At 73.1% G+C, this 21,826-nt stretch carries 23 protein-coding genes and 1 pseudogene; 8 read left to right on the top strand and 16 right to left on the bottom strand.

Annotated features, from left to right (window positions below; all coding sequences use genetic code 11):
- Nucleotides 1-45 precede the first annotated feature (45 nt).
- Nucleotides 46-591 (top strand): RNA polymerase sigma factor, encoded by a 546-nt coding sequence (locus tag ACWDYF_RS11075; RefSeq protein WP_018565736.1) that lies wholly within the window; start codon nucleotides 46-48, stop codon nucleotides 589-591.
- Between the two features lie 63 nt (nucleotides 592-654).
- Here the strand turns inward: ACWDYF_RS11075 and ACWDYF_RS11070 are convergent, their stop codons facing one another.
- Together ACWDYF_RS11070 and ACWDYF_RS11065 are read right to left on the bottom strand one after the other, a co-directional pair.
- Nucleotides 655-1,203 (bottom strand): SH3 domain-containing protein, encoded by a 549-nt coding sequence (locus ACWDYF_RS11070; RefSeq protein ID WP_389467871.1) that lies wholly within the window; start codon nucleotides 1,201-1,203, stop codon nucleotides 655-657.
- 35 nt (nucleotides 1,204-1,238) lie between these two features.
- Nucleotides 1,239-1,718, bottom strand: a complete 480-nt coding sequence (locus tag ACWDYF_RS11065) for a hypothetical protein (protein WP_389467868.1) — start codon at nucleotides 1,716-1,718, stop codon at nucleotides 1,239-1,241.
- Between the two features lie 210 nt (nucleotides 1,719-1,928).
- Here ACWDYF_RS11065 and ACWDYF_RS11060 point away from each other — a divergent pair, with 210 nt between their 5' ends.
- Nucleotides 1,929-3,095 (top strand): C40 family peptidase, encoded by a 1,167-nt coding sequence (locus ACWDYF_RS11060; protein ID WP_018565739.1) that lies wholly within the window; start codon nucleotides 1,929-1,931, stop codon nucleotides 3,093-3,095.
- A 243-nt stretch (nucleotides 3,096-3,338) separates the two neighbouring features.
- Here the strand turns inward: ACWDYF_RS11060 and lanKC are convergent.
- From lanKC to ACWDYF_RS11045, 3 genes and pseudogenes are all read right to left on the bottom strand, one after another.
- Nucleotides 3,339-5,372: pseudogene (lanKC, locus tag ACWDYF_RS11055) on the bottom strand (class III lanthionine synthetase LanKC); the annotation flags it as partial.
- Between the two features lie 21 nt (nucleotides 5,373-5,393).
- The gene (locus tag ACWDYF_RS11050) at nucleotides 5,394-6,086 is read right to left on the bottom strand and encodes a class III lanthionine synthetase LanKC N-terminal domain-containing protein (protein WP_389467864.1); all 693 of its coding nucleotides are present in this window, start codon (nucleotides 6,084-6,086) and stop codon (nucleotides 5,394-5,396) included.
- Nucleotides 6,087-6,520: 434 nt separating this feature from the next.
- The gene (locus ACWDYF_RS11045) at nucleotides 6,521-7,000 is read right to left on the bottom strand and encodes a hypothetical protein (protein ID WP_389467862.1); all 480 of its coding nucleotides are present in this window, start codon (nucleotides 6,998-7,000) and stop codon (nucleotides 6,521-6,523) included.
- Between the two features lie 54 nt (nucleotides 7,001-7,054).
- Here ACWDYF_RS11045 and ACWDYF_RS11040 point away from each other — a divergent pair, with 54 nt between their 5' ends.
- Entirely contained in the window at nucleotides 7,055-8,098 is a 1,044-nt protein-coding gene (locus ACWDYF_RS11040) for a phosphotransferase family protein (RefSeq protein WP_389467857.1), read from the top strand.
- A 177-nt stretch (nucleotides 8,099-8,275) separates the two neighbouring features.
- Here the strand turns inward: ACWDYF_RS11040 and infA are convergent, their stop codons facing one another.
- The 3 genes from infA to ACWDYF_RS11025 all read right to left on the bottom strand — a co-directional run bounded on the left by infA (nucleotide 8,276) and on the right by ACWDYF_RS11025 (nucleotide 10,263).
- A complete protein-coding gene (gene infA, locus ACWDYF_RS11035; RefSeq protein WP_381736488.1) occupies nucleotides 8,276-8,500 on the bottom strand; it encodes a translation initiation factor IF-1 in 225 nt (74 codons plus the stop codon).
- Complete coding sequence (locus tag ACWDYF_RS11030) at nucleotides 8,497-9,288, bottom strand: GNAT family N-acetyltransferase (protein ID WP_389467850.1); 792 nt, start codon at nucleotides 9,286-9,288, stop codon at nucleotides 8,497-8,499. The genes infA and ACWDYF_RS11030 overlap by 4 nt, the downstream gene beginning before the upstream one ends.
- Before the next feature lie 273 nt (nucleotides 9,289-9,561).
- A complete protein-coding gene (locus tag ACWDYF_RS11025) occupies nucleotides 9,562-10,263 on the bottom strand; it encodes a TetR/AcrR family transcriptional regulator (protein ID WP_389467847.1) in 702 nt (233 codons plus the stop codon).
- Nucleotides 10,264-10,366: 103 nt separating this feature from the next.
- Between ACWDYF_RS11025 and ACWDYF_RS11020 the strand changes: the two genes are divergently transcribed.
- Nucleotides 10,367-11,491 carry an FAD-dependent oxidoreductase gene (locus ACWDYF_RS11020; protein WP_389467844.1) on the top strand — a complete coding sequence of 375 codons (1,125 nt, stop codon included), beginning with the start codon at nucleotides 10,367-10,369 and terminating at the stop codon, nucleotides 11,489-11,491.
- 148 nt (nucleotides 11,492-11,639) lie between these two features.
- A complete protein-coding gene (locus ACWDYF_RS11015; RefSeq protein WP_381736484.1) occupies nucleotides 11,640-12,128 on the top strand; it encodes a GNAT family N-acetyltransferase in 489 nt (162 codons plus the stop codon).
- A gap of 46 nt (nucleotides 12,129-12,174) precedes the next feature.
- Here ACWDYF_RS11015 and ACWDYF_RS11010 read toward each other — a convergent pair whose 3' ends face one another.
- Nucleotides 12,175-12,846, bottom strand: a complete 672-nt coding sequence (locus ACWDYF_RS11010; RefSeq protein ID WP_389467841.1) for a TetR/AcrR family transcriptional regulator — start codon at nucleotides 12,844-12,846, stop codon at nucleotides 12,175-12,177.
- A gap of 124 nt (nucleotides 12,847-12,970) precedes the next feature.
- On the opposite strand from ACWDYF_RS11010, the gene ACWDYF_RS11005 reads away from it, so the two are divergent.
- Nucleotides 12,971-14,509 (top strand): FAD-dependent monooxygenase, encoded by a 1,539-nt coding sequence (locus tag ACWDYF_RS11005; RefSeq protein ID WP_389467838.1) that lies wholly within the window; start codon nucleotides 12,971-12,973, stop codon nucleotides 14,507-14,509.
- Between the two features lie 27 nt (nucleotides 14,510-14,536).
- On the opposite strand, the gene ACWDYF_RS11000 is transcribed toward ACWDYF_RS11005, so the two are convergent.
- The 6 genes from ACWDYF_RS11000 to ACWDYF_RS10975 form a co-directional block, all read right to left on the bottom strand.
- Nucleotides 14,537-14,977: a VOC family protein gene (locus tag ACWDYF_RS11000; protein ID WP_389467836.1), complete on the bottom strand. Its 441-nt coding sequence runs from the start codon at nucleotides 14,975-14,977 to the stop codon at nucleotides 14,537-14,539.
- A gap of 181 nt (nucleotides 14,978-15,158) precedes the next feature.
- The gene (locus tag ACWDYF_RS10995; RefSeq protein ID WP_381736480.1) at nucleotides 15,159-15,737 is read right to left on the bottom strand and encodes a dihydrofolate reductase family protein; all 579 of its coding nucleotides are present in this window, start codon (nucleotides 15,735-15,737) and stop codon (nucleotides 15,159-15,161) included.
- Between the two features lie 216 nt (nucleotides 15,738-15,953).
- Nucleotides 15,954-16,304, bottom strand: a complete 351-nt coding sequence (locus tag ACWDYF_RS10990; protein ID WP_381736479.1) for a hypothetical protein — start codon at nucleotides 16,302-16,304, stop codon at nucleotides 15,954-15,956.
- 147 nt (nucleotides 16,305-16,451) lie between these two features.
- A complete protein-coding gene (locus ACWDYF_RS10985; RefSeq protein WP_389467832.1) occupies nucleotides 16,452-17,060 on the bottom strand; it encodes a TetR/AcrR family transcriptional regulator in 609 nt (202 codons plus the stop codon).
- Nucleotides 17,060-17,908, bottom strand: a complete 849-nt coding sequence (locus ACWDYF_RS10980) for an oxidoreductase (RefSeq protein ID WP_389467829.1) — start codon at nucleotides 17,906-17,908, stop codon at nucleotides 17,060-17,062. The genes ACWDYF_RS10985 and ACWDYF_RS10980 overlap by 1 nt, the downstream gene beginning before the upstream one ends.
- Before the next feature lie 167 nt (nucleotides 17,909-18,075).
- Complete coding sequence (locus ACWDYF_RS10975; RefSeq protein WP_389467826.1) at nucleotides 18,076-18,555, bottom strand: CGNR zinc finger domain-containing protein; 480 nt, start codon at nucleotides 18,553-18,555, stop codon at nucleotides 18,076-18,078.
- Nucleotides 18,556-18,666: 111 nt separating this feature from the next.
- Here ACWDYF_RS10975 and ACWDYF_RS10970 point away from each other — a divergent pair, with 111 nt between their 5' ends.
- A complete protein-coding gene (locus ACWDYF_RS10970; RefSeq protein ID WP_389467823.1) occupies nucleotides 18,667-19,533 on the top strand; it encodes an alpha/beta fold hydrolase in 867 nt (288 codons plus the stop codon).
- Nucleotides 19,534-19,647: 114 nt separating this feature from the next.
- Here the strand turns inward: ACWDYF_RS10970 and ACWDYF_RS10965 are convergent, their stop codons facing one another.
- On the bottom strand, nucleotides 19,648-20,313 hold the full coding sequence (locus tag ACWDYF_RS10965; RefSeq protein ID WP_037892361.1) for an MSMEG_1061 family FMN-dependent PPOX-type flavoprotein: 666 nt from the start codon (nucleotides 20,311-20,313) through the stop codon (nucleotides 19,648-19,650).
- Between the two features lie 274 nt (nucleotides 20,314-20,587).
- Between ACWDYF_RS10965 and ACWDYF_RS10960 the strand changes: the two genes are divergently transcribed.
- Nucleotides 20,588-21,688: a hypothetical protein gene (locus ACWDYF_RS10960; RefSeq protein WP_389467816.1), complete on the top strand. Its 1,101-nt coding sequence runs from the start codon at nucleotides 20,588-20,590 to the stop codon at nucleotides 21,686-21,688.
- Nucleotides 21,689-21,826: the final 138 nt, after the last annotated feature.

Genomic DNA, 21,826 nt, shown 5'->3' with positions numbered 1-21,826 from the left:
GTACCACCTGACCAGTGGGACCACGGGCACATGGGGGAACATCCGATGAGCTTCACCGAGCCCTGCGACACCGCCGTAGACCGTCCACTCGACGGCATGAACTCGGCCGAGTTCGACGCCGTCTTCACCGAGGTCATGCCCCGGCTGCGCCGACGGCTGCTGACCCTGACCGGAAATCCGCACGACGCCGACGACCTGCTCCAGGACACCTACATGAGGCTCTCCCGCCGGGCCAGGGGGCGCACCCTGGCCTCCCAGCAGCATCCGTACGCCTACGCCTCGGCGACCGCGCTCAACCTGCTGCGCGACTCCTGGCAGCGGCCGTCCCGCCGGGAGACGGCCACCGAGCGGCTGCCCGAGCCCGGCTGGGACGGGGGAGTCGAGCGCTGCGAGGCCCGGTGTGCGGCGCTGGCCCTGCTCGCCCTGCTGTCGCCGAAGGAGGCCGCCGCGGTGATCCTGGTGGACCTGGAGGGGCTCAGCCACGACGCGGCGGGGGAGTGGCTGGGCGCGCACCGGGGGACCGTGCAGCGCAACCGGATGCGCGGCCTCGCCAAGATGCGGGCCGCGCTGGCCGACGCCCGGCCCTGCTGACGGAGCGTCCGAAGACCGAGGGGGCGGGGCACGCGGCCCCGCCCCCTCATTCCGTACGCCGTCTCAGCACTTCGCGCCGACCGGCAGCCCCGCGTACTCGTTCCCCTTCAGATAGACCGCGCTGGCCCACCCCTCGGTGAAGCCGATCCACACGTCGTTGGTGTATCCGTGGTCCCGGACGGTCTCGCCGTGCGTCCAGCACAGGGCGTCCGTACGGGTCTCACCGGCCTGGATCTGGTCGAAGGCACGGGCCGAAGTGTTGGGCTTGCTGCGGATGTTGACGGTCTCGTACGCGGTGACGCTGTAAGGGCCGTACGGGCGCGCGCTCTTGGCCGCGACCGGCGCCGCGCCCCCCTTCGGCCCGCTCGTGCCGGGGCAGTCGGCGACGGACGGGTGGCGTCCGCAGGCGTTCGGATCGGCCGCGCTGACGCGGACGTTCACGTCGCTGGCCCAGGTGTGGTGGGACCGGCCGGCCTGGACGGTGGGGTCCGCCGTCCGGGCCCCGGCGGTCGGTGCGGTGGACAGCAGGACGGCGGCGGTGGTGACGGCGAGGGCGGCGGATGCGGCGAGGGAGCGACGGAAGGACGGCAGACGCACGGGGTCTGGACGCACGGGGTCTCCTGACATGGAAGGCGGATGCGGAGGGGTCAGACGCAGCTGTCGGGGCCCGGGACACCGGGGACGGGCTGGTTGTTGTCGCCGCCGCGCACATACACGGCGCTGATCCAGCCGACCTGGCCGTGCGCGGCGACCTGGACCCAGTAGGTGTTCTCGTAGGGCCCGTCGGCGACGCGGTCGCCGACGGCCTGGCAGTACGCGGCGGCGTACTCGCGGCCCAGCCGGACACCGGTGGGGCGGCAGGTGGTGGACACCCGGGGGCACGGGCGCAGGTTGACGCCGGTCGCCCAGACGTACACGTCGTTGCCGGAAGCGGCGGACGGCACGGACGGCGCAGGCGGCACAGGCGGCACAGACGATGCGGACGGCGCGGTGGGTGCCGCGGCGGCGGGCCCGGTGAGCAGCGTACCGGCCAGCGCGGCCGCGACGGGCACACAGGCGGCCAGCCGCCGACGCAGGACGGAACGGGATCGGGCCGGGACGGTCGTCGGCGGTCCGGAGGAGGCCATGGGGTGTCCCTCGGTCGGCGGGCAGGGAGCCGCCCGCCGCAGGGGCGCGCTCGGCAGGCGCCGCGCTCGGCGGGTCATCGGGGGGACGGCGGCGGCACGGAGCGGGTATGAGCAGCCCGCCCGCCATGAAGTGTGATGTAGGTCACCCCAGTTGAGGCATATCGCCGCACGCCCGGCGCGGTCCTGGCAACGACAGACCGTCAACGGAGGATGTGCACCGTGAACCCCACCATCAGGACGCGCCAGATCGCCGGCCGCTCGCTGGCCGCCGTCGCGGCCCTCGCCCTCTCCGCCGCCCTGCCCGCGACGGCGCACGCGGTGTCGGCCGCCCCCGCGTCCGCGCAGGCCGCCTGCGACGTGCTCGCCCCGGGCGCCTCGGCCACCGCCGAGGCCGCCGTCCGCGCCGCGTGCACCCAGATCGGCGTCTGGTACAGCTGGGGCGGCGGCCACGGCGCCACCCCGGGCGCGACCTACGGCTACTACGACGGCTCCGACCCCGACAGCCTCCACGACAACGAGCGCAAGGGCTTCGACTGCTCCGGACTGGCCCGCTACGCCTACGCCCAGGCGACCGGCCGCGACCTGATCAACGGCACGGCCGACGACCAGTTCCACACCTCGCACGCGGCGGCCAGGTTCTCCGCGGGACAGGGCACGGCACCCCTCCTCCCCGGCGACCTGATGTTCTGGGGCAGCGGGCACATCCACCATGTCGCCGTCTACCTCGGCGCCGGACAGATGGTGGAGGCGTACGAGTCGGGCACCCACATCCGGGTGGCGCCGGTGCGCACCGGCGGCGACTACGCGGGCGCCGTCCGCATCGACGGCTCCGGCACGGTGCCGCCCCCGCCGGCCAACGGCGGCACCACCTTCGAGACCTGGGGCACCCAGGTGCGCACCCACTCCGCGCCCAGCGTCAAGGCGTCCGTCGTGGACACCTTCCCCGGCCCCACCCAGGTGTCGGTGATGTGCCAGCAGCACGCCGAGAAGGTCACCGCCGACGGCTACACCAACGACATCTGGGCCAAGCTGTCGAACGGCTCCTGGCTGACGAACATCTACATCAAGGGCCCGGCGTCCCTGCCCGGCATCCCGGACTGCGGCGGCACCTCCACCCCGCCGCCCAGCGGAGGCAGCAAGCCCTTCCAGACCTGGGGCACCGGCGTGCGCACCCACTCCGATGCCAACGTGAACGCCGCCGTCGTGGACTACTTCCCGCAGCCCACCACCGTCAACGTGACCTGCCAGGCCCACGCCCAGACGGTCACCGCCGACGGCTACACCAACGACGCCTGGTCCAGGCTCACCGACGGCTCGTGGATGACCAACATCTACATCAAGGGCCCGGAGTGGCTGCCCGGAGTGCCCACCTGCTGAGTCCGGTCACACGGCAGGCGGCTGCCCGCCCGGCGCCACGGCGCCGGGCGGGCAGCCGGGCTGTCACATACAGGCCCGAGTGGACCAGTGGCTGCACCACAGCGACTCGACGATCGACTCGGACTCCTCCTGCATCGCCTGCAGGTCCAGGATGAACGACATGGGCGTACCTCCTTCGTGATGGGTTCCGCCCCGGACCGGTCGGCCGGGGACATCTCGGGGTGACGGGAGGCGCGGCTCCCGTCAGCGGCGGGCCGCCTCGGCGGGGAAGGGGTCGAGCAGGGGCAGCGCCGTACCCGTTCCGTCCAGCGCCGCCCGCAGGGCCAGCAGCACACCGGCCGCTCCGGTGGCGAGGTCCGCGGAGAGCCGGAACAGGTGCTGCCCGGGGACGGCCGCGTGGCCGCCGTGGCGCAGCAGATGCCAGTCGAGCCGCAGCGCCTGGGCCCGTGCCGCGGCGGCCGGGGAACCGTCCGGCCTGGTTCCGGTCCCGGCCGCGGCCCCGGACCGCGGCGCGGGCGCTGCGGCCAGGGAGCAGATGAGCCCGGCGCGGCCCTCGAACAGCCCCGGCATCAGCGTGAACTCGGCGGCGCACGCGCGCTCCATGTGCCCGACCGCCCGGCGCAGCCCGGCGTCGTCGCGGTGGCGCAGCAGCGCGCGGGCCGCGAGCGCCACACCGGCGCTGCCGTTGGCCAGGTACGGGGTGAGGTGCCCGCCGTTGCGGAACAGCATGCCCTTGGTGTCGACCGAGGCATGGGTGAGGTCCTCGGCCAGCGCCGCGCCCGCCAGGTCGAGCCAGCGGTCCTCACCGGTGTGCTCATGGAGCCGCACCAGGAACAGGGCGGCTCCCGAGGCCCCGTACAGCAGACCGGGCCGCCGGCCGGGCGGGCGGCCCGCGGCGCCCAGCCGCTCGGCCAGCGAGCCGCCGAGGTCCGCCGCCTCGTCGACCAGGCCGAAGTGCAGCAGGGCCAGACCGGCACCCGCGGTGCCACCGGACAGGTCCGTGGTGAGGATGCCGCGTCCGGCGCGTTCACCGGCCACCTGTCCGGCCCTGGCCAGGGCGCGCCGGGCCGCGTCCGCCTCGCCGAGGCGGTCCAGCACGACCGCGGCACCGTACAGGCCGTCGTAGAGCCCGGCGCGGGTGGCACCCGGCGCCTCGGTGGCCCGGACCAGCCAGGCGACGTGCTCGGCGGGGACCGGGTATCCGGCGGTGGCCAGCGCGTACAGCACACCGGCGGCACCGTGCGCCACGTCCGGTCCGGCCGGGCGGTGGAACTGCTCGGGGTCGCCCGGGAAGAGGCGGTCGGTGCGCTCGGGCGTGGCCGCGGCGACGATACCGGCGGCCAGTGAGTCCATGACCTGCCGCAGTTCCTCGGGGCCGGTGAGGCGGCCCGGTTCCCAGGTGTCCTCCGTACTCTCCGTACTGTCCGTGTCCTCCGGGCCGTCCCCGCCGGTGGTCCCCCGTGCCCCGGCGGCCGGTGTCCGGGCGGCTGTCGGCGGCGCGGCGGCGCGTTCGATCCGTCCGGGCGGCAGCGTGCCGCCCGCGGCCTGCCGCAGATCGTGTACGAGGGCGTCGGCGAAACCGGTGCCGAGACCGAACCGTTCGGCCGCGGCCCGCGCGAGCTGTTGGGCCTTGCGGGAGTCGAGTTCGATCAGGAACGTCAGCGGCAGGAAGAAGAACAGCCGCATACAGGCCAGCGCGTAGTCGTCCACGGACGTGCCCTCGCGGGCGGTGGCGCAGACGAACCCCGGCGCCCCCAGACCGCAGGCGGACCCGCTCTCCGCGTCGAAGGCCAGCTCGAAGTCGACCAGGGCCAGGCGCCCGTCGGGCCGCACCATCACATTGCCCGGATGCAGATCACCGAAGACCACACCGCGCCGGTGCAACTCCTGGATCATCGAGGCCAGTTGGTCCGAGAAGTCGAGCGCGGTGCGGACGTACGCGTCCAGCGTCTCCTGGTCCGGATCGGCCGACAGCAGCGGATGGGCCCCGTTGAACAGGTGCCGCTCCAGCTTCTCGCCCTCGATGAACTCCTCGACCAGGTATTCGTGTTCCCACACCGTCACGTGGTCGTACAGACGTGGTACGAAGTCCAGCCCCGCCAGTCGGCGCAGCATGTCGCGCTCCCGGTGCAGCCGGGTGACCGCGTCGGTGCCGCGGTCGTCGAGACCGGCCAGCGGCCGGGCCTCGCGCAGCACGACACCGCGCCCGTCACGGCGGTCGCGGGCCTTGTACACGCCACCGCCGTTGGAGAAGTGCAGGGCCCGCTCGATGTCGTACGGGAAGTCCTCGGGCCGTCCCTAGGCGCGGGCGGCGACCTGCTCGGCCAGGAAGCCGGGAACCGTGACCCAGTCGGGCACCGAGAAGACGGGCCGGCGCTGGTCCGGGACGAGCGCGCCGGCCGGGTCGCGCAGCGCCGAGACCGTCTCACCGGCCGCGTTGACGCAGTACATCTGCCGGAACGCGCCGTAGCGCACGTACAGGACGGTGTCCCGCCAGCGCAGGTCGCTGAGGATGTACGGTCCGCGGCGGCCGTCCAGACGGGCGGCGAGACCGGTGAGGGCGCGCCGCAGTTCCGCCTCGTCACGCGGGTAGAGGGTGAGCAGCTTCCCGCTGGAGGCGCGGGGAGCGTACTTCGAGTTCGCCGCCAGCACGGTGACGGGACCGCGCAGGAACTTCACCGACAGCCGGTGCTCACGGCAGTACGCCAGCACCTCGCCGATGACCTCCTCCGCCTCGCCGAACGTGCCGGAGACATGGATCTTCCAGCCCTGGTCGGGGAGTTCGACCCCGTCGGGGTGCAGATAGACCCACACGCCGTCCCGGCTCCTGAGCCAGCCGTCCGGGACACTCCCGCGAGCCGCCTCGAAGAGATCGCGCGGGCCCTGCGGGTCCTGCGGGTCCTGTGGATCCCGCGACTCCTCACTGCGGCCGGGGTCGTCGTAGAAGACGGGATCGACCCGGCAGTACGCCTCATAGTCCTGCGGTCGCACTCCGCCATCCCCTCCCAGGAACTCAGCGTGTCCATGCCGGTGAGCGGCGTGGAGATTTCTATGCCTGGCTCCCGGGCACGGACAAGATCTTGCGCGGGCCCGGCCCATGGGCTATCGCGCGGCACGGCCTGTCCCGGAATCCGGATACCTCTGCCCGGATACCGCGCAACCGGCATCCCGCACAGACCATCCGCACCCGCCGTGCGCGCCCACCCGCCCCGCCCCCGCATTCCCCCGCACACAACGGCCCCTTCCAGGACTCCACGGCGGCCCACACCACCCCACGCACCGCAGCCACCGCTCCGGGACGGGTTCCGGACGGACCAGATCCAGCCAAGTTCTGCCTCCGCTCAGGCCGTCGGGATGTGCGGGGAGGAGTGTGGGTGCGTGCGGCGGCGCGGCGGGTGCACGGCCGGGGCCGGTCACCGAGGCGGTCAGGGGCGCCGGGACGGCACGCGATGGGCTCCGAGATCGAGGCGCATGGCCTCGCGCAGCCGGGTGAGAGCGGCTTCGTACTCGGCGCGCCCATCTGAGTACGCCTCGTCCCCGGCCAGGGTGCCCGCCGCGGCGAGGTCCCGTACGTCACGCAGCCGACGAAAGACTTCCTCGGACGCGGTGACCACCGGCGATGCGGCCATGATCGACATCTGGTAGCGCACTCCGTAGCACGGGGCGAAACTGTCACGGGCGGTGCGCGCCCGTTCGACGGGTTCCATGTCATGGTTCCGCGCCAGACCGCGAAACGTGTTCCGGGCCTGAGAGAGACATGTGAGGTAGTCGCTGTACAGGACCCGCCGTGCGCCGAGAAGGCGGTCGTCCTGTTCGCGTCGCCAGCGGCTGCGGTCGAGCACGGCGGCGGAAGCGGTCGCGATCAGGGCGCCGACCACGGCACTGATCAGCGTCATCCATTGCATGAGTCCGAGCGTAGGGCGCCCGCCGTCGCGCCGGAACGGCGGTAAAATGGCCACATGCCATATGCGCCCGAACCCGCGCGCTTCGGCCGGCTGACCAACGACGAAGAAGCGGGTGCCGTCCGCCCGTTGACGCTGGCCTGGGTGAACCGGCAGCTGGAGGACGGCGAAAGGGTCGTCGGGACCGAGGTGCTGCACGGTGGCAGCACGGCCGAGATGCGGAGGCTGACCGTCGGCGCGCCGGACGGCAGCACCCGTGATCTGGTGCTGCGGAGCTTCGTCGCCCCGTGCCACCGGGAGCGCGCCGAGGACTGGCTGGGGAGGGAGGCCGGAGCCCTGACCGTGCTGGCGGGGACCGGTGTGCCGGTTCCCGGACTGGTCGCGGCCGACCCGGTCGCCGCGCATGCCGAACACCCGTCGCTCTTGATGACACATATGACGGGCCGGACGGTCCTGGACGACGCGGGGGTGGAGACACGTGTGCCCCTGCTGGCCCGTCAGCTCGTCGCGATCCACGCGGTACGGTCCGCCGAACGTCCCCCGAAGTACGCGGCGTTGACGACCGCCGACTCCGTCGTCACCCCGGCGGGCGCCCGTACGGCCGCATGGGCCGCGGCGATCGACGTGATCCGCGGGCCCGCGCCGCCCTATGAGGGACGCTTCCTGCACCGGGACTTCCAGCCCGGCAACGTGCTGTTCGACGTGGGGTCCGCAGACCCGGCGGGAGCGCGGATCACCGCCGTCGTCGACTGGGCGGCGGCCTCCTGGGGCCCGGCGGATCTCGACGTGGCGCACTGCTCGGCCAACCTCGCACTGCTGCACGGCCCGGAGTGGGGCCTGCGCTTCCCCCAGGCGTACGAGGAGGCCGGGGGCGTGCTGGCCGCAGCCGTGAGCGAGCGGCGGTACTGGCTGGTCCGGGACGCGCTGGCCTCCTCGGAGGAGGTGCGTCCGGTATCGCGGACCTGGCGGGAGGCCGGACGTCCGGAGCTGACGGAACGCGCCGTGGAACAGCGGCTGGACGCCTATGTCACCGCCCTGATGGACGCTACGGCCGACGACTGGGGATGCCCTCCGCCCCAGGCCGGTGGACCGAGGCGGTAGCCGCCTGCGACCGGGCAGTACGGCACCGGGGCAGTACGGCACGGCGTCGCCCCTCCGACTACGACGCTCGTCCCCGCCCGCCGCCCCTCGTCACCGCGCCCCGGTCACGCAGATGCGGTGACCGGGGCGCCGGGATCAGCCGTCGCGGAAGGTGCCGACTGATCCCGGCGGCCTGCCCTAGTTGCGGTACCGGAAGACGATCCGGCCGCGCGACAGGTCGTACGGCGGGAGCTCCACCAGCACCCGGTCCTCCAGCATGATTCTGATGTAGTTCTTGCGGATCTTCCCGCTGACGTGCGCGAGCACCTGGTGGCCGTTCTCGAGCTCCACGGTGAACATGGCGCTGCGCAGGCACTCGACGACCCTGCCCTCGACCTCGATGACGTTCTTGTTCCTCGTCATCGCACCAGCTCCAGGTTGCTTCCCGCCGACCGGGCGCCGATGCCCTCGAACAGCGCCGAGGCCGCCCGCCCGGACTCGTGGACCTCGGCCCAGGCAGCGGCCGTTCCGGAACGGTGCAGCGTCCCCAGGGCGTGGGCCAGCAGCGCCCGCGCGATGCCGCGGCGCCGCTCACCGGCCCTGACCGCGACCAGTCCGATGCGCGGGCGTTTCACCCGCTCCACCCGGATCAGACCCAGGTAGCGGTCCGGCGCGGCGGCCACCGCGTACACCGACGGTCCGGCGGCGGTGCCGTCCTCGGGGCGGGGGTTCACCTCGGCGGGTATCGACCGCCACCCGACGGTCGCCTCGACCTCGTCCCGGATCGCCCGGTCCACCGCGCGCAGCAGTGTCTCGTCCGCCTCCGCGGCGGGGACGATCGTCACGCCCGGAGGCGGCAGGACCGCTCCGAGCCCGGTGACCCGCGGATCGGTCGGCACGACGTACTCCCGCTCGCGGCGCCGGACCGTGAACCCGGCCCGCCGCCAGCCGGCCGTCAGCTCGGTGTCGGCTTCGTCGACCAGGGTGTACAGCGGCGCGGGCAGGTCGGTCGGCATCGCCTCGGCGAGCCGGTCGAAGGCGGCGTCGTGCCAGGCGTCGATGGTGACGAACAGGCGTCCGTCGGGCCGCTGTTCCGCGTGACCGCGGCCGGCCACCAGGTCGTCGTCCAGCGCGTGCCATTGCCGGTCCGCGACACGTGTGACCACCACCGTGTCCCCGCTCGGGCCGGATGTGACAGGTGTTGTACTCATCGGAGTCCTCTTCCAGGAGTGCCTCGGTCTCAGGCGCTCCTGGCGACACCGGATGTCAGCCGCCGGACCGTGACGGGATGAGGGAGCACCCATGGGTGACTGTGTTCACGGGGCTCACCTCCCTACGACGGCTTCACGGTCCGCCACGAACGTAGCAGCGGCCCGCCGCCCGCCCCAACCCCTTTTCCGGGCACGAGCAGTTGAGGCACGGAACCGCCCCGCCGAGGCCGGATCCCGCTCCGGCCCGCCCCTGCTCAAGGCCCGGTGCGGCACTCAGCGCCGGGCTCCGCCCAGGGCCGCGATGCCGGCGAGGACGACGTCGACGCCGAAGGCGAACTGCTCGCGGTCGTCGTGCTCGCCCAGCCGGGCCGCCGCCGCGTGCACGAACGGATACCGCTCGGGGTCGACCCGCGCCCATCGCGTGGCGGCGTCCTCCAGGAAGGACTCGCGGTCCGTGTCGCGGGCGTCCGCGAGAAGCCGTGCGTTCGCGGCGTTCTGCGCGGCGACGCCGAGGACGTGGTTGACCAGCGTGCCCGCCGCGTCGAAGAGCGCCTCCTCCGGAACGCCGAGGGCGTCCAGCAGGCGGCCGATGCTCTCGTAGAAGTCCAGCAGCGCGGGCCGCCACGGTCGGCGGGAGAGCTCCGCCCCGACCCAGGGGTGGGCGTCGACCGCGTCGAACAGGTCCAGGGCGAGGCGGCGCAGAGCGGCACGCGGATCCGCGTCGGCGACCACGCCGGACAGCACACCGGTGATGACGTCGTCGGCGGCTGCCGCGAGCAGATCGCCCTTGTCCGCGACGTGGTGGTAGATCGCGCCGTAGCCGGTGCCGAGGCGCACGGTCAGTGCGCGCAGCGTCAGCGCCCTCTCACCGCCGGAGTCCAGCATCTCGGTCGCCGCGCGGATGATCCGCTCCCTCGACAGGCTGTCCTTCCGGCGCGGGGCCCGCGCGGCTCCAGTCGCCGCCTTCTTCGTCATGGTCCCCATCATCGCATGGATGGAGCGTCGATCCAATCGCGTGCTAGCGTCATTGGAGTGACGATCCAATGGGCGTCATACCGCTGCCGGTAGGGGAGGAAACGTGACGACACCCATCACGATCGTCGGAGCAGGTCTGGGCGGCCTGACACTCGCCCGTGTGCTGCATGTCCACGGCATCCCGGCCACCGTCCACGAGGCCGAGAGCGCGCCGGACGCCCGGGGCCAGGGCGGGCTGCTCGACATCCACCCGCACAACGGACAGGCGGCGCTGAAGGCCGCCGGGCTGTTCGAGGACTTCCGCAAGCTGGTCCTGCCGGGCCGCGAGGCGTACCGGGTCATGGACCGGGCCGGGAACGTGCTGCTCGACCTGCCCGACGAAGGGACCGGCGAACGCCCCGAGGTGCCGCGCGGCGCACTGCGGCAGCTGCTGCTCGACTCCCTGCCCGACGGCACCGTCCGCTGGGGCCGCAAGGTCACCGCGGTGCGGTCCCTCGGCGAGGGCCGCCACCACATGGACTTCGCGGACGGCTCCACCGCCGTCGCGGACCTGCTCGTCGGCGCCGACGGCGCGTGGTCGCGGGTACGGCCGCTGCTGTCCGAGGCCACCCCGGAGTACGTCGGGGTCTGTGGCGTGGAGACGTTCCTCTTCGACGCGGGAACCCGTCGGCCCGCCTCCGCGGAAGCGGTCGGCGCCGGATCGCTGTTCGCGCTCGCACCGGGCAGGGGACTGCTGGCCCACCGGGAAGGCGCCGGGACCCTGCACACCTACGTCCAGTTGCGAAAGCCCCGGGCATGGTTCACCGGCCTCGGCGCCGATGCCGCGGCCCTCGCCGCGCAGGTCGCGAAGGAGTTCGAGGGCTGGGCCCCCGAACTCACCGCCCTGTTCACCGAGAGCGACACCCCGCCGGTCCTGCGTCCCGTCTTCTCGCTGCCCGCCGGGCACCGCTGGGACCGCACACCGGGCGTGACTCTCCTCGGCGACGCCGCACACCTCCGGGCGCCGAACGGCGAGGGCGCCAACCTGGCCATGCAGGACGGCGCCGAACTCGGCCGGGCCCTCGCCGCGCACCCCGGCGACACGGAGGCCGCCCTCGCCGCGCACGAGCAGGCCATGTTCGCCCGCGCCGACGAAGCCGACGACGACGGCTTCTACACGACCATGATCGACGACCACGCGCCCCACAGCCTGCTCGCCCTGATGACCGGCGCCGAACGGGTCGCCTGACATCCGCCGCCGAACAGGGTGTCGGGCGCCCCGGCACGGCCGGTGGACGCGCCGGGCGTCGCGGCGCGCGGGCTCCTCGGCGCACGCCTCCGGCCACCGCGGTCGCCCCGCCGCGCGGAGGCACTCCCCGGTGCGGGACACTTCTGTGATGACTCCCCGCACGTCGCCGCTCAGCCGGCCGGTCACGATACGGAGGGCCGTCGCGCGGGACGCCAAACGGCTCACGCGGCTCGTGCGTGGCTCAGGGGCCTACGCGGGCCAGTACGCGGCAGCGGTCGCGGGCTACCGGGTGGGCCCTGACTACATCGAGGCCCACCGCGTCTTCGTGGCCGTCGGCGCCGAGGAGGACGGCGGGCGGGTCCTCGGGTTCTACTCGCTCGTCCTCGCGCCGCCGGAGCTCGATCTGCTGTTCGTCGCCGACGAAGCGCAGGGACGTGGCATCGGGCGGCTGCTCGTGGCGCACATGCGGTCCGAGGCCCGCGCCGCGCGGCTCGACCGCGTCAGGGTGGTGTCGCACGTTCCCGCCGAGGACTTCTACCGCCGCGTCGGTGCGGTGCGTACCGGGACCGTGCCCGCGAACCCGCCCGCGGTGCCGTGGGACCGTCCCGAATTCGAGTTCCGGATCTCTGCGGCATGACGCGCCGCCGCAGACGGCGGACCGGCTCCGCTCCTCGCCCTCTCGCTCACCGGCGCGGCTGACGCAGCGTCTCCAGACCTGCCACGAGCAGGGCGAGGCCGAATTCGAAGTGGGGTGCCTGGTCGGCCTCGGTGAGGGTGGGCAGGGCGGCCGTGAGGTGGGGGTAGCCGCCGGAGGAGACCGCCTCGCGCAGCACCTCCGGGTCGGCCGGGGAGCCGTCCTCGGTCCGTAGCGCGGCCTGTTCCTCCAAGGTGTGCCCGATGGTGAGGCGGACCACCGCCAGCGCGGCCCGAGCGGCGTCCGCGTCGCTGAATCCGGCCTCGCGCAGGACGCCTGTGCAGCTCTCCGCGAAGCCCAGGGTTCCCGGGCCGGTGGAGTGCGTCCCCGCGAACACCCGGGCACCGTCACGGTGGGCCAGCAGCGCCTGCCGCAACGCCCTGGCCAGGCCGGAGAGGCGGTCGCTCCAGTCCGCACCGCCCGCCGGGGCCCGGATGCCGGCCATCATGCGCTCGGCCATCGCGGTCAGCAGATCCTCCTTGGTACGGAAGTACCGGTAGAGCGCCCCGGCCTGGACGCCCAGCGCGTCCGCCAGCCGCCGCATGGTCAGCGCGTCGAGACCGGAGTCGTTCAGCAGGTCCAGGGCGGTCTCGACGGTGCGGGCCTGGTCGAGCCGGGGCGGACGGCCACGGGCCGGGCGGGAGGTTGACGGATCGCTCATGCCGGTGATTATAGTGAACGGCGTTCACGTGAACGACGTTCACTAATTCGTTGTCCACTGCTCACTGCTCACTGCTCACTGCTCGTTGCTCACTTGCTCATTGCTCACTGATTCGGAGGCGGATGTGACCACAGAGGTGATCGTCGTCGGAGCGGGCCCGACCGGGCTGATGCTCGCCTGCGAGCTGGCGCTGGCAGGCGTCCGGCCGCTGATCGTCGAGCGCCGCACGGAGCCGCAGCGCGACTCCCGGGCCCTCACGCTGCACCCGCGCAGCATCGAACTGATGGACCTGCGGGGGCTGGCCCCCCGCTTCCTCGCCGCCGGCACCACCGTGCCGGGCTGGCACTTCGCGGGCCTGGAGACCCGGCTCGACTTCACCGCCCTCGACAGCCGCCACGCCTACACGCTGTTCATCGCCCAGGCCCGCACCGAGGCCCTGCTGGCGGAGCGCGCCGCCGAACTGGGCGTCGGGATCCTGCGCGGACACCGGACCGTCGGCGTACGCCAGGACCCCGACGGCGTCGAGGTGGACGTCGTGGACGTACGGAACGAGCACGGCCCCGGCGGACGGCGGACCCTGCGAGCGGCGTACGCGGTGGGGTGCGACGGCGGACGCAGCCTGGTGCGCACGGCCGCGGGGATCGGCTTCCCGGGGACGGACGAGACGGTGACCGGTGTCCTCGGCGACTTCGAGACCGTCGACCGGGACGACCCGGGACTGCGGCGCGCACAGGCCCGCGGGGTGCTGGTCGCACCGCTGGAGGACGGCGCCACTCGCCTCGTCTGCCTCGACCCCGCCCGGATGCGCGTCCCCTCCCGCGAGCCCGTGACGCTGGAGGAGTTCCGGACCTCCCTGACGGACATCTGCGGATCCGACTGCGGTGTCGGCCGTCCGCGCTGGCTGTCCCGCTTCGGCAACGAGGCCCGCCTCGCCGAGACGTATCGCGCGGGCCGGATCCTGCTGGCGGGCGACGCCGCCCACATCCACTTCCCCGCGGGCGGCCAGGGCCTCAACACCGGCTTGCAGGACGCCGCGAACCTGGGCTGGAGGCTGGCGGCCGAGATCAGCGGCTGGGCGCCGCCCGGACTGCTGGACGGCTACGACGCCGAGCGACGGCCGGTCGGTGCGGCGGTCGTCGAGAACACCGGGATCCAGACCCTGCTGGCGGAACTGGTCCTCGTCCCGCAGTACGCGCGGCCCGCCGCCGCACTGCGCGGGATGCTCGACGGGTTCCTGGGCACGGCCGAGGTCAACCGGATCCTGGCCGAACAGGTGTCCGCCCTCGGCACCGCCTACCCCGCCCGCGGTCCCGGCGCCGACCCGCTGGAAGGACGGCGCATGCCGGACATCGGCCTGACCGCCGCGGGATCCGCCGCCACCCGGGTCTACGAACTGACCGACCGAAGCCGCTTCCTGCTGCTCGACCTCGCCGGGGACGAGGCGCTCCCGCCCGCCGTCGCGGCCGGTTGGAGCGGACGCGTGGAGGCCGTGACGGTGACCGGACGGGACGACCACCCCGAACTCGCGGGCGTGACCGAGGTCCTGGTGCGCCCCGACGGCCATGTCGCCTGGGCGAGCCGGACCGGTGACAGCGCCGGACGGCGCGCCGAGCGCACACGGGCACTGACCGCGTGGGCGGGCACCCCCGGCACGCCGGACTGAGGCACGCCCCCCGACGACGACGCCCTCTCAGCGCAGTTGCTCGGCCAGCGCGACGATGATGCCGTCCGGGCCGCGGAGGTAGCAGAGCAGGTAGCTGTCCTCGAACCGGGCGATCTCGCCGAGGAGTTCGGCGCCGTGCGGGCGCAGGCGGGCCACGGTGCCCTCGATGTCGTCGACGGCGAACATGACCCGGTGCATGCCCAGCGTGTTGTGCGGCCGGTCGCGCGGCTCGGTGCCGACCGGCGCGGGGTTGCGGTACTTCGCCAGTTCGAGCCTGCTGTGACCGTCCGGCGTCCTGACCATCGCGATGTCACAGCGGACGCCGTCGAGCCCGGTGCACCGGTCGGCGAAGAGGCCCTCGATCTCCGCCCTGCCCTCCAGCTCCATACCGAGTTCCACGAAGAACGCGACGGCGGCATCCAGGTCCTCGACGACGATGCCGACATTGTCCATCCGCTGAATCGCCATGCGGCTCTCCTTCTTCTGAGTTTCCGGGCTTCGGCTTCCAGGCTTCCAGGCTTGCTGGCTTCCTGGTGCGGCCGGTGGCGGCCGCTGCTGTCCCGGGGTCGGAGCCGGGGACACGTTCTCGACATCCGCGGACGGGACGAGGCGCCCGGTCCGCCCGAGCACCTGATCGCACCGGACGGTTTCAGCCGTGCAGGGTGGGCCGGTAGGTGAGTTCCTGGATGCTGCCGTCGAGTGTCCGGCTGTCGAGCAGTTCGAGGTCGAAGTCGGCCGCGCCCCGGAAGACCGGGTGCTCGCCGGTCCGCCCGGTGATCACGGGGAAGACGGTCACCTGGACGCGGTCGACCAGACCGGCGGCCATCAGCGCCCGGTTCAGCGACATGCTGCCGTGCGAGCGCAGCGGCACCTCGGACTCCTCCTTGAGCCGGGCGACGATGTCGACGGCGTCACCGCTCGCGACGACCGCGTCCGGCAGGCCGAGAGGTCCCTCCAGCGTGCTCGACACCACCGTCGCGGGCAGGTTCAGCATGCGGGTGACCCACGGGTCGCGCCCCGACTCCTCGAAGGCCGGGGCCAGCACCTGCGCGAACAGGCGATAGGTGCGGGCCCCGAACACCATCCGCTGCTCGGCCTCGTACAGGGAGAGGCGGCGGTCGAGCAGTTCGGGCCCCTGCTTGCCCCAGTAGCCGCCCCAGTCAGGACTGCCGGGCCGCCCGTAGCCGTCGAGGGTGGAGAAGACGTCGAAGGTGTAGGTGGCGCCCATGGTGCTCTCCTCGGGTGCGGCTGAGTGGGTACGTGAGTTCAGACGGGGCGCCACGCCGAAACTCATCGCCGCCCGACGGCGGACCTGGACAGGACCCGTGCGGGACCTGTGTGCGAAGGAGCCGTCAGCCCCCGGTGAGCGGTGCCGCCGGGGCCGCGACGGCTCGGTCCGGCGCGTGTCGCCCCGGGTGCCCGCTCAGCCGTCCGGGGTGCCCGCTCAGGAGAAGACGACGGAGCGCAGGAGCAGACGGTCGGACGCGCCGGCGCCCGGCCGCAGCGTGTAGTAGGTGTCGCCTTCGCAGTCGGCGTCGAGGAAGACCGTGGCGGTGGCGTCGGTGTGGTTCTTCGGCGCCCGGGAGACGGTCCCGGGGGCGGAGCCGGGTGCGGGGAGGTCGACGCACTCGCCGCTCGCGGGGTTGTTCAGGAAGCCGACGGCCTCGTATCCCTCGGCGGTGGTGTAGGAGTAGCGGAACTGGCCGGTCGCCGCGGAGGCTGAGCCGGGTACGGCCATGAGCAGGACGAAGGCGCAGGCGGCGCCGACGGCTGCGGTGAGGGAGCGTCGGATCACGGTGTTCTCTCTCCGGCGGGTAGGGATGCGGTCAGTGTCAGCGATGCCCCGGTGACCGAGAGACAGTCGGTTTGTCCCTCGAACGAGAACGCAGAATCGTTCCGCACCCGCGCCGCGCCCGGACCCTGAGCGGTCACTTGGCCGCCGTCAGTCCGTCGCCGTCAGCCCGGCGCTGGTCAGCCAGATGTGCTCACAGGTCGCCGATGCCACCTCCAGCTCACCGGGGGACCCCTGCGAGGCGTGGTAGAAGGTCCGCTCGATCATCCAGCACAGGGCCCGTGCCATCGCCGGTGCCTCGTCCGGTCCGGTGCCGGTCCGGACACCGGCGCGTTCCAGGACGGCGGTGATGGCCGTGACGAACAGGTCGGCCGTGCGGTTCCACAGCGCGCCGATCTCGGGGACGGTCAGCGACAGGTCGATGGCCGTACGCATCACCAGGCCGTGTTCGGTCCACAGTTCGACCGTGCGCCGCATGGCCGCCGTGACGGCCCGGCGCGGATCGTCGGCCTGCGCGGTGGCCCGCGACCGTTCCCACAGGTGCTCGACCGTCCTGGCCACCAGGCCGGTCACCACCTCCTGCTTGGAACCGAAGTAGAAGTACAGGGCGCCCCGGGTGATACCGGCGCCCTCGGCGATGTCGCCGACGGTCATGGCCTCGTACCCCTTGTCGGCCAGCAGGGCCTCGCAGGTGTCGAGAATGGCCCGCTCCCGGACGTCGCCCTTGCGTTCGGCGCTGCGCCGGCTCCCCGGCGGCATCAGAGCTGAGCCCCCTCGGGGAAGTCGGTCGTCCGGGAGAGGGTCTCCCACGCGCGGATCTCGTCGTCCACCGCCGTGCGGGCGGCGCCGACCAGCCGCAGCGCGTCCGAGCCCAGGACCAGATGGGCCGGCGGCTTCTCGACCGTCGTGATGTGCACGACGGCTGCCGCGGCCTTGGCCGGATCGCCCAGCTGGTTCCCGCTGGCCCTGCGCCGCGCCTCGCGGATCGGGCCGAACAGCTCGTCGTAGTCGTCGACGGTCCGTTCGGCGCGGGTCATGGACCGCCCGGCCCAGTCGGTACGGAAGGAGCCGGGCTCGATCGCCGTGACATGGATCCCGAAGTGGGCCACCTCCTTGCCCAGTGCTTCGAGGATGCCCTCCAGGGCGAACTTGCTGCCGCAGTAGGCCGACATGCCGGGCACGGCCATGAGCCCGCCCATGGAGGTGACGGCCATCAGATGGCCGCGACGGCGTCGGCGCATGGACGGCAGCGCCGCCCGCAGAGTGGCCGCCGCCCCGAACACGTTGACCTCGAACTGCCGCCGCACCTCGGCCGACGGGGTCTCCTCGAAGGTGCCCTCCACGCCGTAACCGGCGTTGGCGACGACGACGTCCAGCGGGCCCACCTGCTGCTCGGCCTCCGCGACCACGTCCGAGACGGCGTCGTCGTCGGTCACGTCCAGGATGCGGCCGTGGGCGCGGCCCGGCCCCAGCTCTTCGAAGGACCTCAGGTCGCCTGCCGAGCGGACCGTGCCGACGACGGTGTGCCCGGCGTCCAGAGCGGCCTGGGCGAAGGCACGCCCCAGACCCGAGCTGACACCGGTGATGAGCCAGTTCTGCTTCTCCATCGCTCCTCCAAGGGGCGCGGCCCGAGGAAGCGGGACCGCCCCCACACAACAAAATCTACACCACGTCGATTTTTGTCGTCGGTGTGTAGATTCCTGGCGTCGAAGGAGACGGCGGGGTGTTCGTGCGGGCGCCGTCCGCGTACCGCGCGCGAGGGGAGCGGGCCGGGTCAGCGATGGCGTTCGTAGTGGCGGCGCGCCTTCTCGCGGTTGCCGCAGACGGCCATCGAGCACCAGCGGGCGCGGCCTGCGCGGCTGCGGTCGAGCAGGAACAGTCGGCACGCGTCGTTGGCGCAGGGGCGCAGTCGGCCGGGCAACTGCTCCTCGGTGGCGGCCCAGGCGAGAACGGTCTCGACGGCCAGCCGGGCGTGCGGCGGAGTCCGCACCGTCCACCGAAGTCCGTCCGGAGTGATCTCCGGGACCTGCCGGACCCCTTCGAGCAGCGGGCTCAGTGCGGCGGGCGGGCGTTCTCCGCGCACCACGTCCCGCAGGATGTCCCGCGCCTCGCGCAGCAGCGCCAGTTCCGCCGGGGTGCCGTCGCCGCCGTGCTCCCGGGCCCAGCGCCTGCCCCCGGCCGGGTCGCCGAGCGCGTCCTGCTCCTCGCCGTCGACCAGCGGCCTGCTGTTGAGCAGGTCCAGCAGCATGTCCATCGGGTGCCACTCTCCTTCCAGATCTAACCGGATCAAATCGTTTGACAGGTTAGTCCACGCGTGCTTGCATGGCGAGAGGCTAACCACATCAAGCATTTAAAGGGGTTAGATATGCGCTCGATGCACCACCGGACCGCCACCGTCGACGGCCACGAGATCTTCTACCGCGAGGCCGGCCCCGCCGACGCCCCCGCGATCGTCCTGCTGCACGGCTACCCGACCAGCTCGTTCATGTTCCGCGAACTGATCCCGCTGCTGGCGGACGACTACCACGTCATCGCCCCGGACCACCTGGGCTTCGGCCACTCCGACGCTCCCCATGCCGAGGACTTCACCTACACCTTCGACGCCCTCGCCGAACTCACCGCCCACCTGCTCGACCGACTGGGCCTGGACCGCTACGCCCTCTACGTCCAGGACTACGGCGCCCCCATCGGATGGCGCCTCGCGCTCCGGCACCCCGAACGGATCTCCGCCCTCGTCACCCAGAACGGCAACGGCTACGAGGACGGCTTCGTCGAGTCGTTCTGGACCGACGTCTGGGCCTACGGGGCGAACCCCGGCCCCGACACCGAACCCGCCGTCCGCGCCGCGCTGGGCATCGACGCCATCCGGTGGCAGTACGTGCACGGCGTGCCCGACCCGAGCGTGGTCAGCCCGGACACCTGGGAGCACGACGCCGCTCTCGTCTCCCGCGAGGGCAACGACGCGGTCCAGCTGGCGCTGTTCCGCGACTACCGGAACAACCGGCCGCTCTACCCGCTGCTGCACGAGTTCCTGCGTACCAGCGAGGTCCCGGTGCTCGCCGTGTGGGGCCGCAACGACGAGATCTTCGGCCCGGCGGGCGCCCTGGCCTTCGCCCGCGACGCCAAGGACGCGGAGGTGCACCTGATCGACGGCGGCCACTTCCTGCTGGAGAGCCACCTGGACGTCGTCGCGGGATACCTGCGCGGCTTCCTCGGGCGGGTACTGGGCTGAGGAACCCTGGAGCCCGGACGGGCGCGCTCGACGCCGCGGGAGACTCGTGTGCACGCGAGCCCCGTGTGCACACGAGCCCCGGGCGCCGCGCTCCGAACTCACCTCTCACTCGTATCACTCGTAACGCAGGCGCAGTGACTCCTGTTCGGCCTCCTCGACCTGGCCGACGGTCAGGCCCGGCAGGTCCAGCTGGGCCAGCGTCACCTCGGCGCTGGTCGGCTGGGCGTCAGCGGGCACCCACCGCTCCGGCTGCCAGGCACCGGCGCGCATCAGCGACTTCGGGCAGTGCGGATAGACCTGTTCGACCCGCACCACCAGCGCCGTGACCGGCGGCTTCCCCACCGGAGTGAGCTGGGTGAGCAGGTCCGGTCGCGCCGAGACGCAGGCGCGGCCGTTGACGCGCAGCGTGGTCGGGCGGCCGGGGACGAGGAAGAGCAGTCCGACCCGCCCGGTCTCCAGCACGTTGTGCAGGGTGTCGAGCCGTTTGTTGCCGGTCGCGTCGGGTATCGCCAAGGTCTGCTCGTCCAGCACCGAGACGAACCCGGCAGGGCCGCCACGCGGTGTCACGTCCGCCCGGCCCCCGGCGTCCGCGCTGCCGATGAACACCAGCGAGGAACAGCCGATCAGCGCCCGGGTCTCCTCGGTCAGGTGGTCGGTCTCCTTGCGCAGCGAGTTCGGGTTCGGCGGTGCGTAGAGCTCGCGCAACTGGTCCGGGCCGGTGAGGGCGTCCGCCCGGAGGGACTCGAAGAGCTGCCCGCCGGCCTCAGTGTCGATCATCATACGGACGACCCTAGAAGATGACCGGGGTTCGGGGCGGGCCAGCGCGTCCGGTCCTGGGCCGGCCGCGTGGATGAGCACCGCCGCCCCGCGCCGGTGCGCCCAACTCGTCCGCGGCGCAGCCTTCCACCCGTGCGTGCCCGCGACGCCGCCTTCTCCCCGTGCGTGCCCGCTGGTCCGTCCGTCCGCCCGGACTCGCTGTCAGTGCTCCGTGCCATGATGCGGAGGCGTCCCAGGGGAGTGGGCCGCGGTTCGCTGTCTGCCTGGGGGTGGGGGAATGGGCGCGGGTACGGAGCCGGACGGCTCGTCCAGGTCCGACGAGGAGTGGGAGCGGTTTCTGCGCGAGTCGGTGGCGGGCGCCCCCGGCGCGCCCAAGGAGCCGTCCGCGCGGGCCCGCGAGGTGACGGCGCGGCTGCGCTCCGAGCCCGGCCGCGGGCCGGAGGGCTGGCGCGCCCACACACCCCCGCGGCCCAAGCGGCGTACGGGCTGGTACGTCGTCGGGCTGCTGGCCGCGCTGGTGCTGGTCGCGGTGGCGCTCGCGCCGGGGCGGACAGTGGACCTGTTCGCGGGCACCGACTCTCCGTCGTCGGCGCCCGAGACCGCTCGCCCGGCCCAGGCACCACCGAGGGGGGCGGACCTGCGGCCCACCGTGGAGGAGCCGTTCCGCGGCTCGCCGGCGGCGAGTTGGGCGAGCGGAGCGGCGGGCATCACCGTGCCGGAGGCCAGGGCGGTCGGCTGGATGAGCGCGGCCGAGGTCGGGCGGGCCCTGACCCGCAGCCGGGACTTCCTCGTCGCTTCCGGCCTGGACCGCGGAGTGCTGCGGGGCGAGCGCCCCGAGAAGGCGACAGCACTGATCAACCCGCATCAGAAGGACGTCCAGGACCTGCTGAGAACCGCCTTCAGAAGCCCGAGCGAGAAGAACGACCCCCTCCTCCTCTTCAGCCGCTTCCAGCCCACCCGCACCCGCCTGGTCGGCGACGTCGTGAAGACCCGGGGCCGGCTCAGCTACCGGGAGGGCGAGCGCGGCGCGCTCCTGGTGACCGCCGACGTCACCTTCGTCTACCCGGTCACCCGCGCGGACACGGGCGGCGACGACGAGATCATCCGCACGATCGTCCGGCGCGAACTGGTCCTGAGCTGGGACGACCCCGCCAAAGTGAAGACCGAGCCGGGCACGTTCTCGATCGTCTCGTACAAGTACGCCATGACCAACGGCGGCTGCGGCGCCCCCACGGGCTACCTCACCCCGCCCTTCGGCAGGGACCACCGCACGGACGAGGACGGCGCCGAGATCGACCCCTACGACCGCAGCACGCCGATCGGGCGGAGCAAGACCGCGGGACCGGGGGACGAGTGCGCGCGGGCGACGCGTTCCTAGCCACCGTCCGTCGTCGGCGTCACGGCCCGGCACGGCCCGGCCCGTGACGGTCGGGTGTCGGGCTCCGCGCCGCGCGGTGCGCGCAGGTCACCCACGCGTATTCCCGGTGCGCTCCGGCGTCGGCTGTGGCAGGCTCCC

The sequence above is a fragment of the Streptomyces sp. NPDC003284 genome, assembly GCF_053589675.1.
This window is presented reverse-complemented; position numbering and strand designations above follow the sequence as displayed.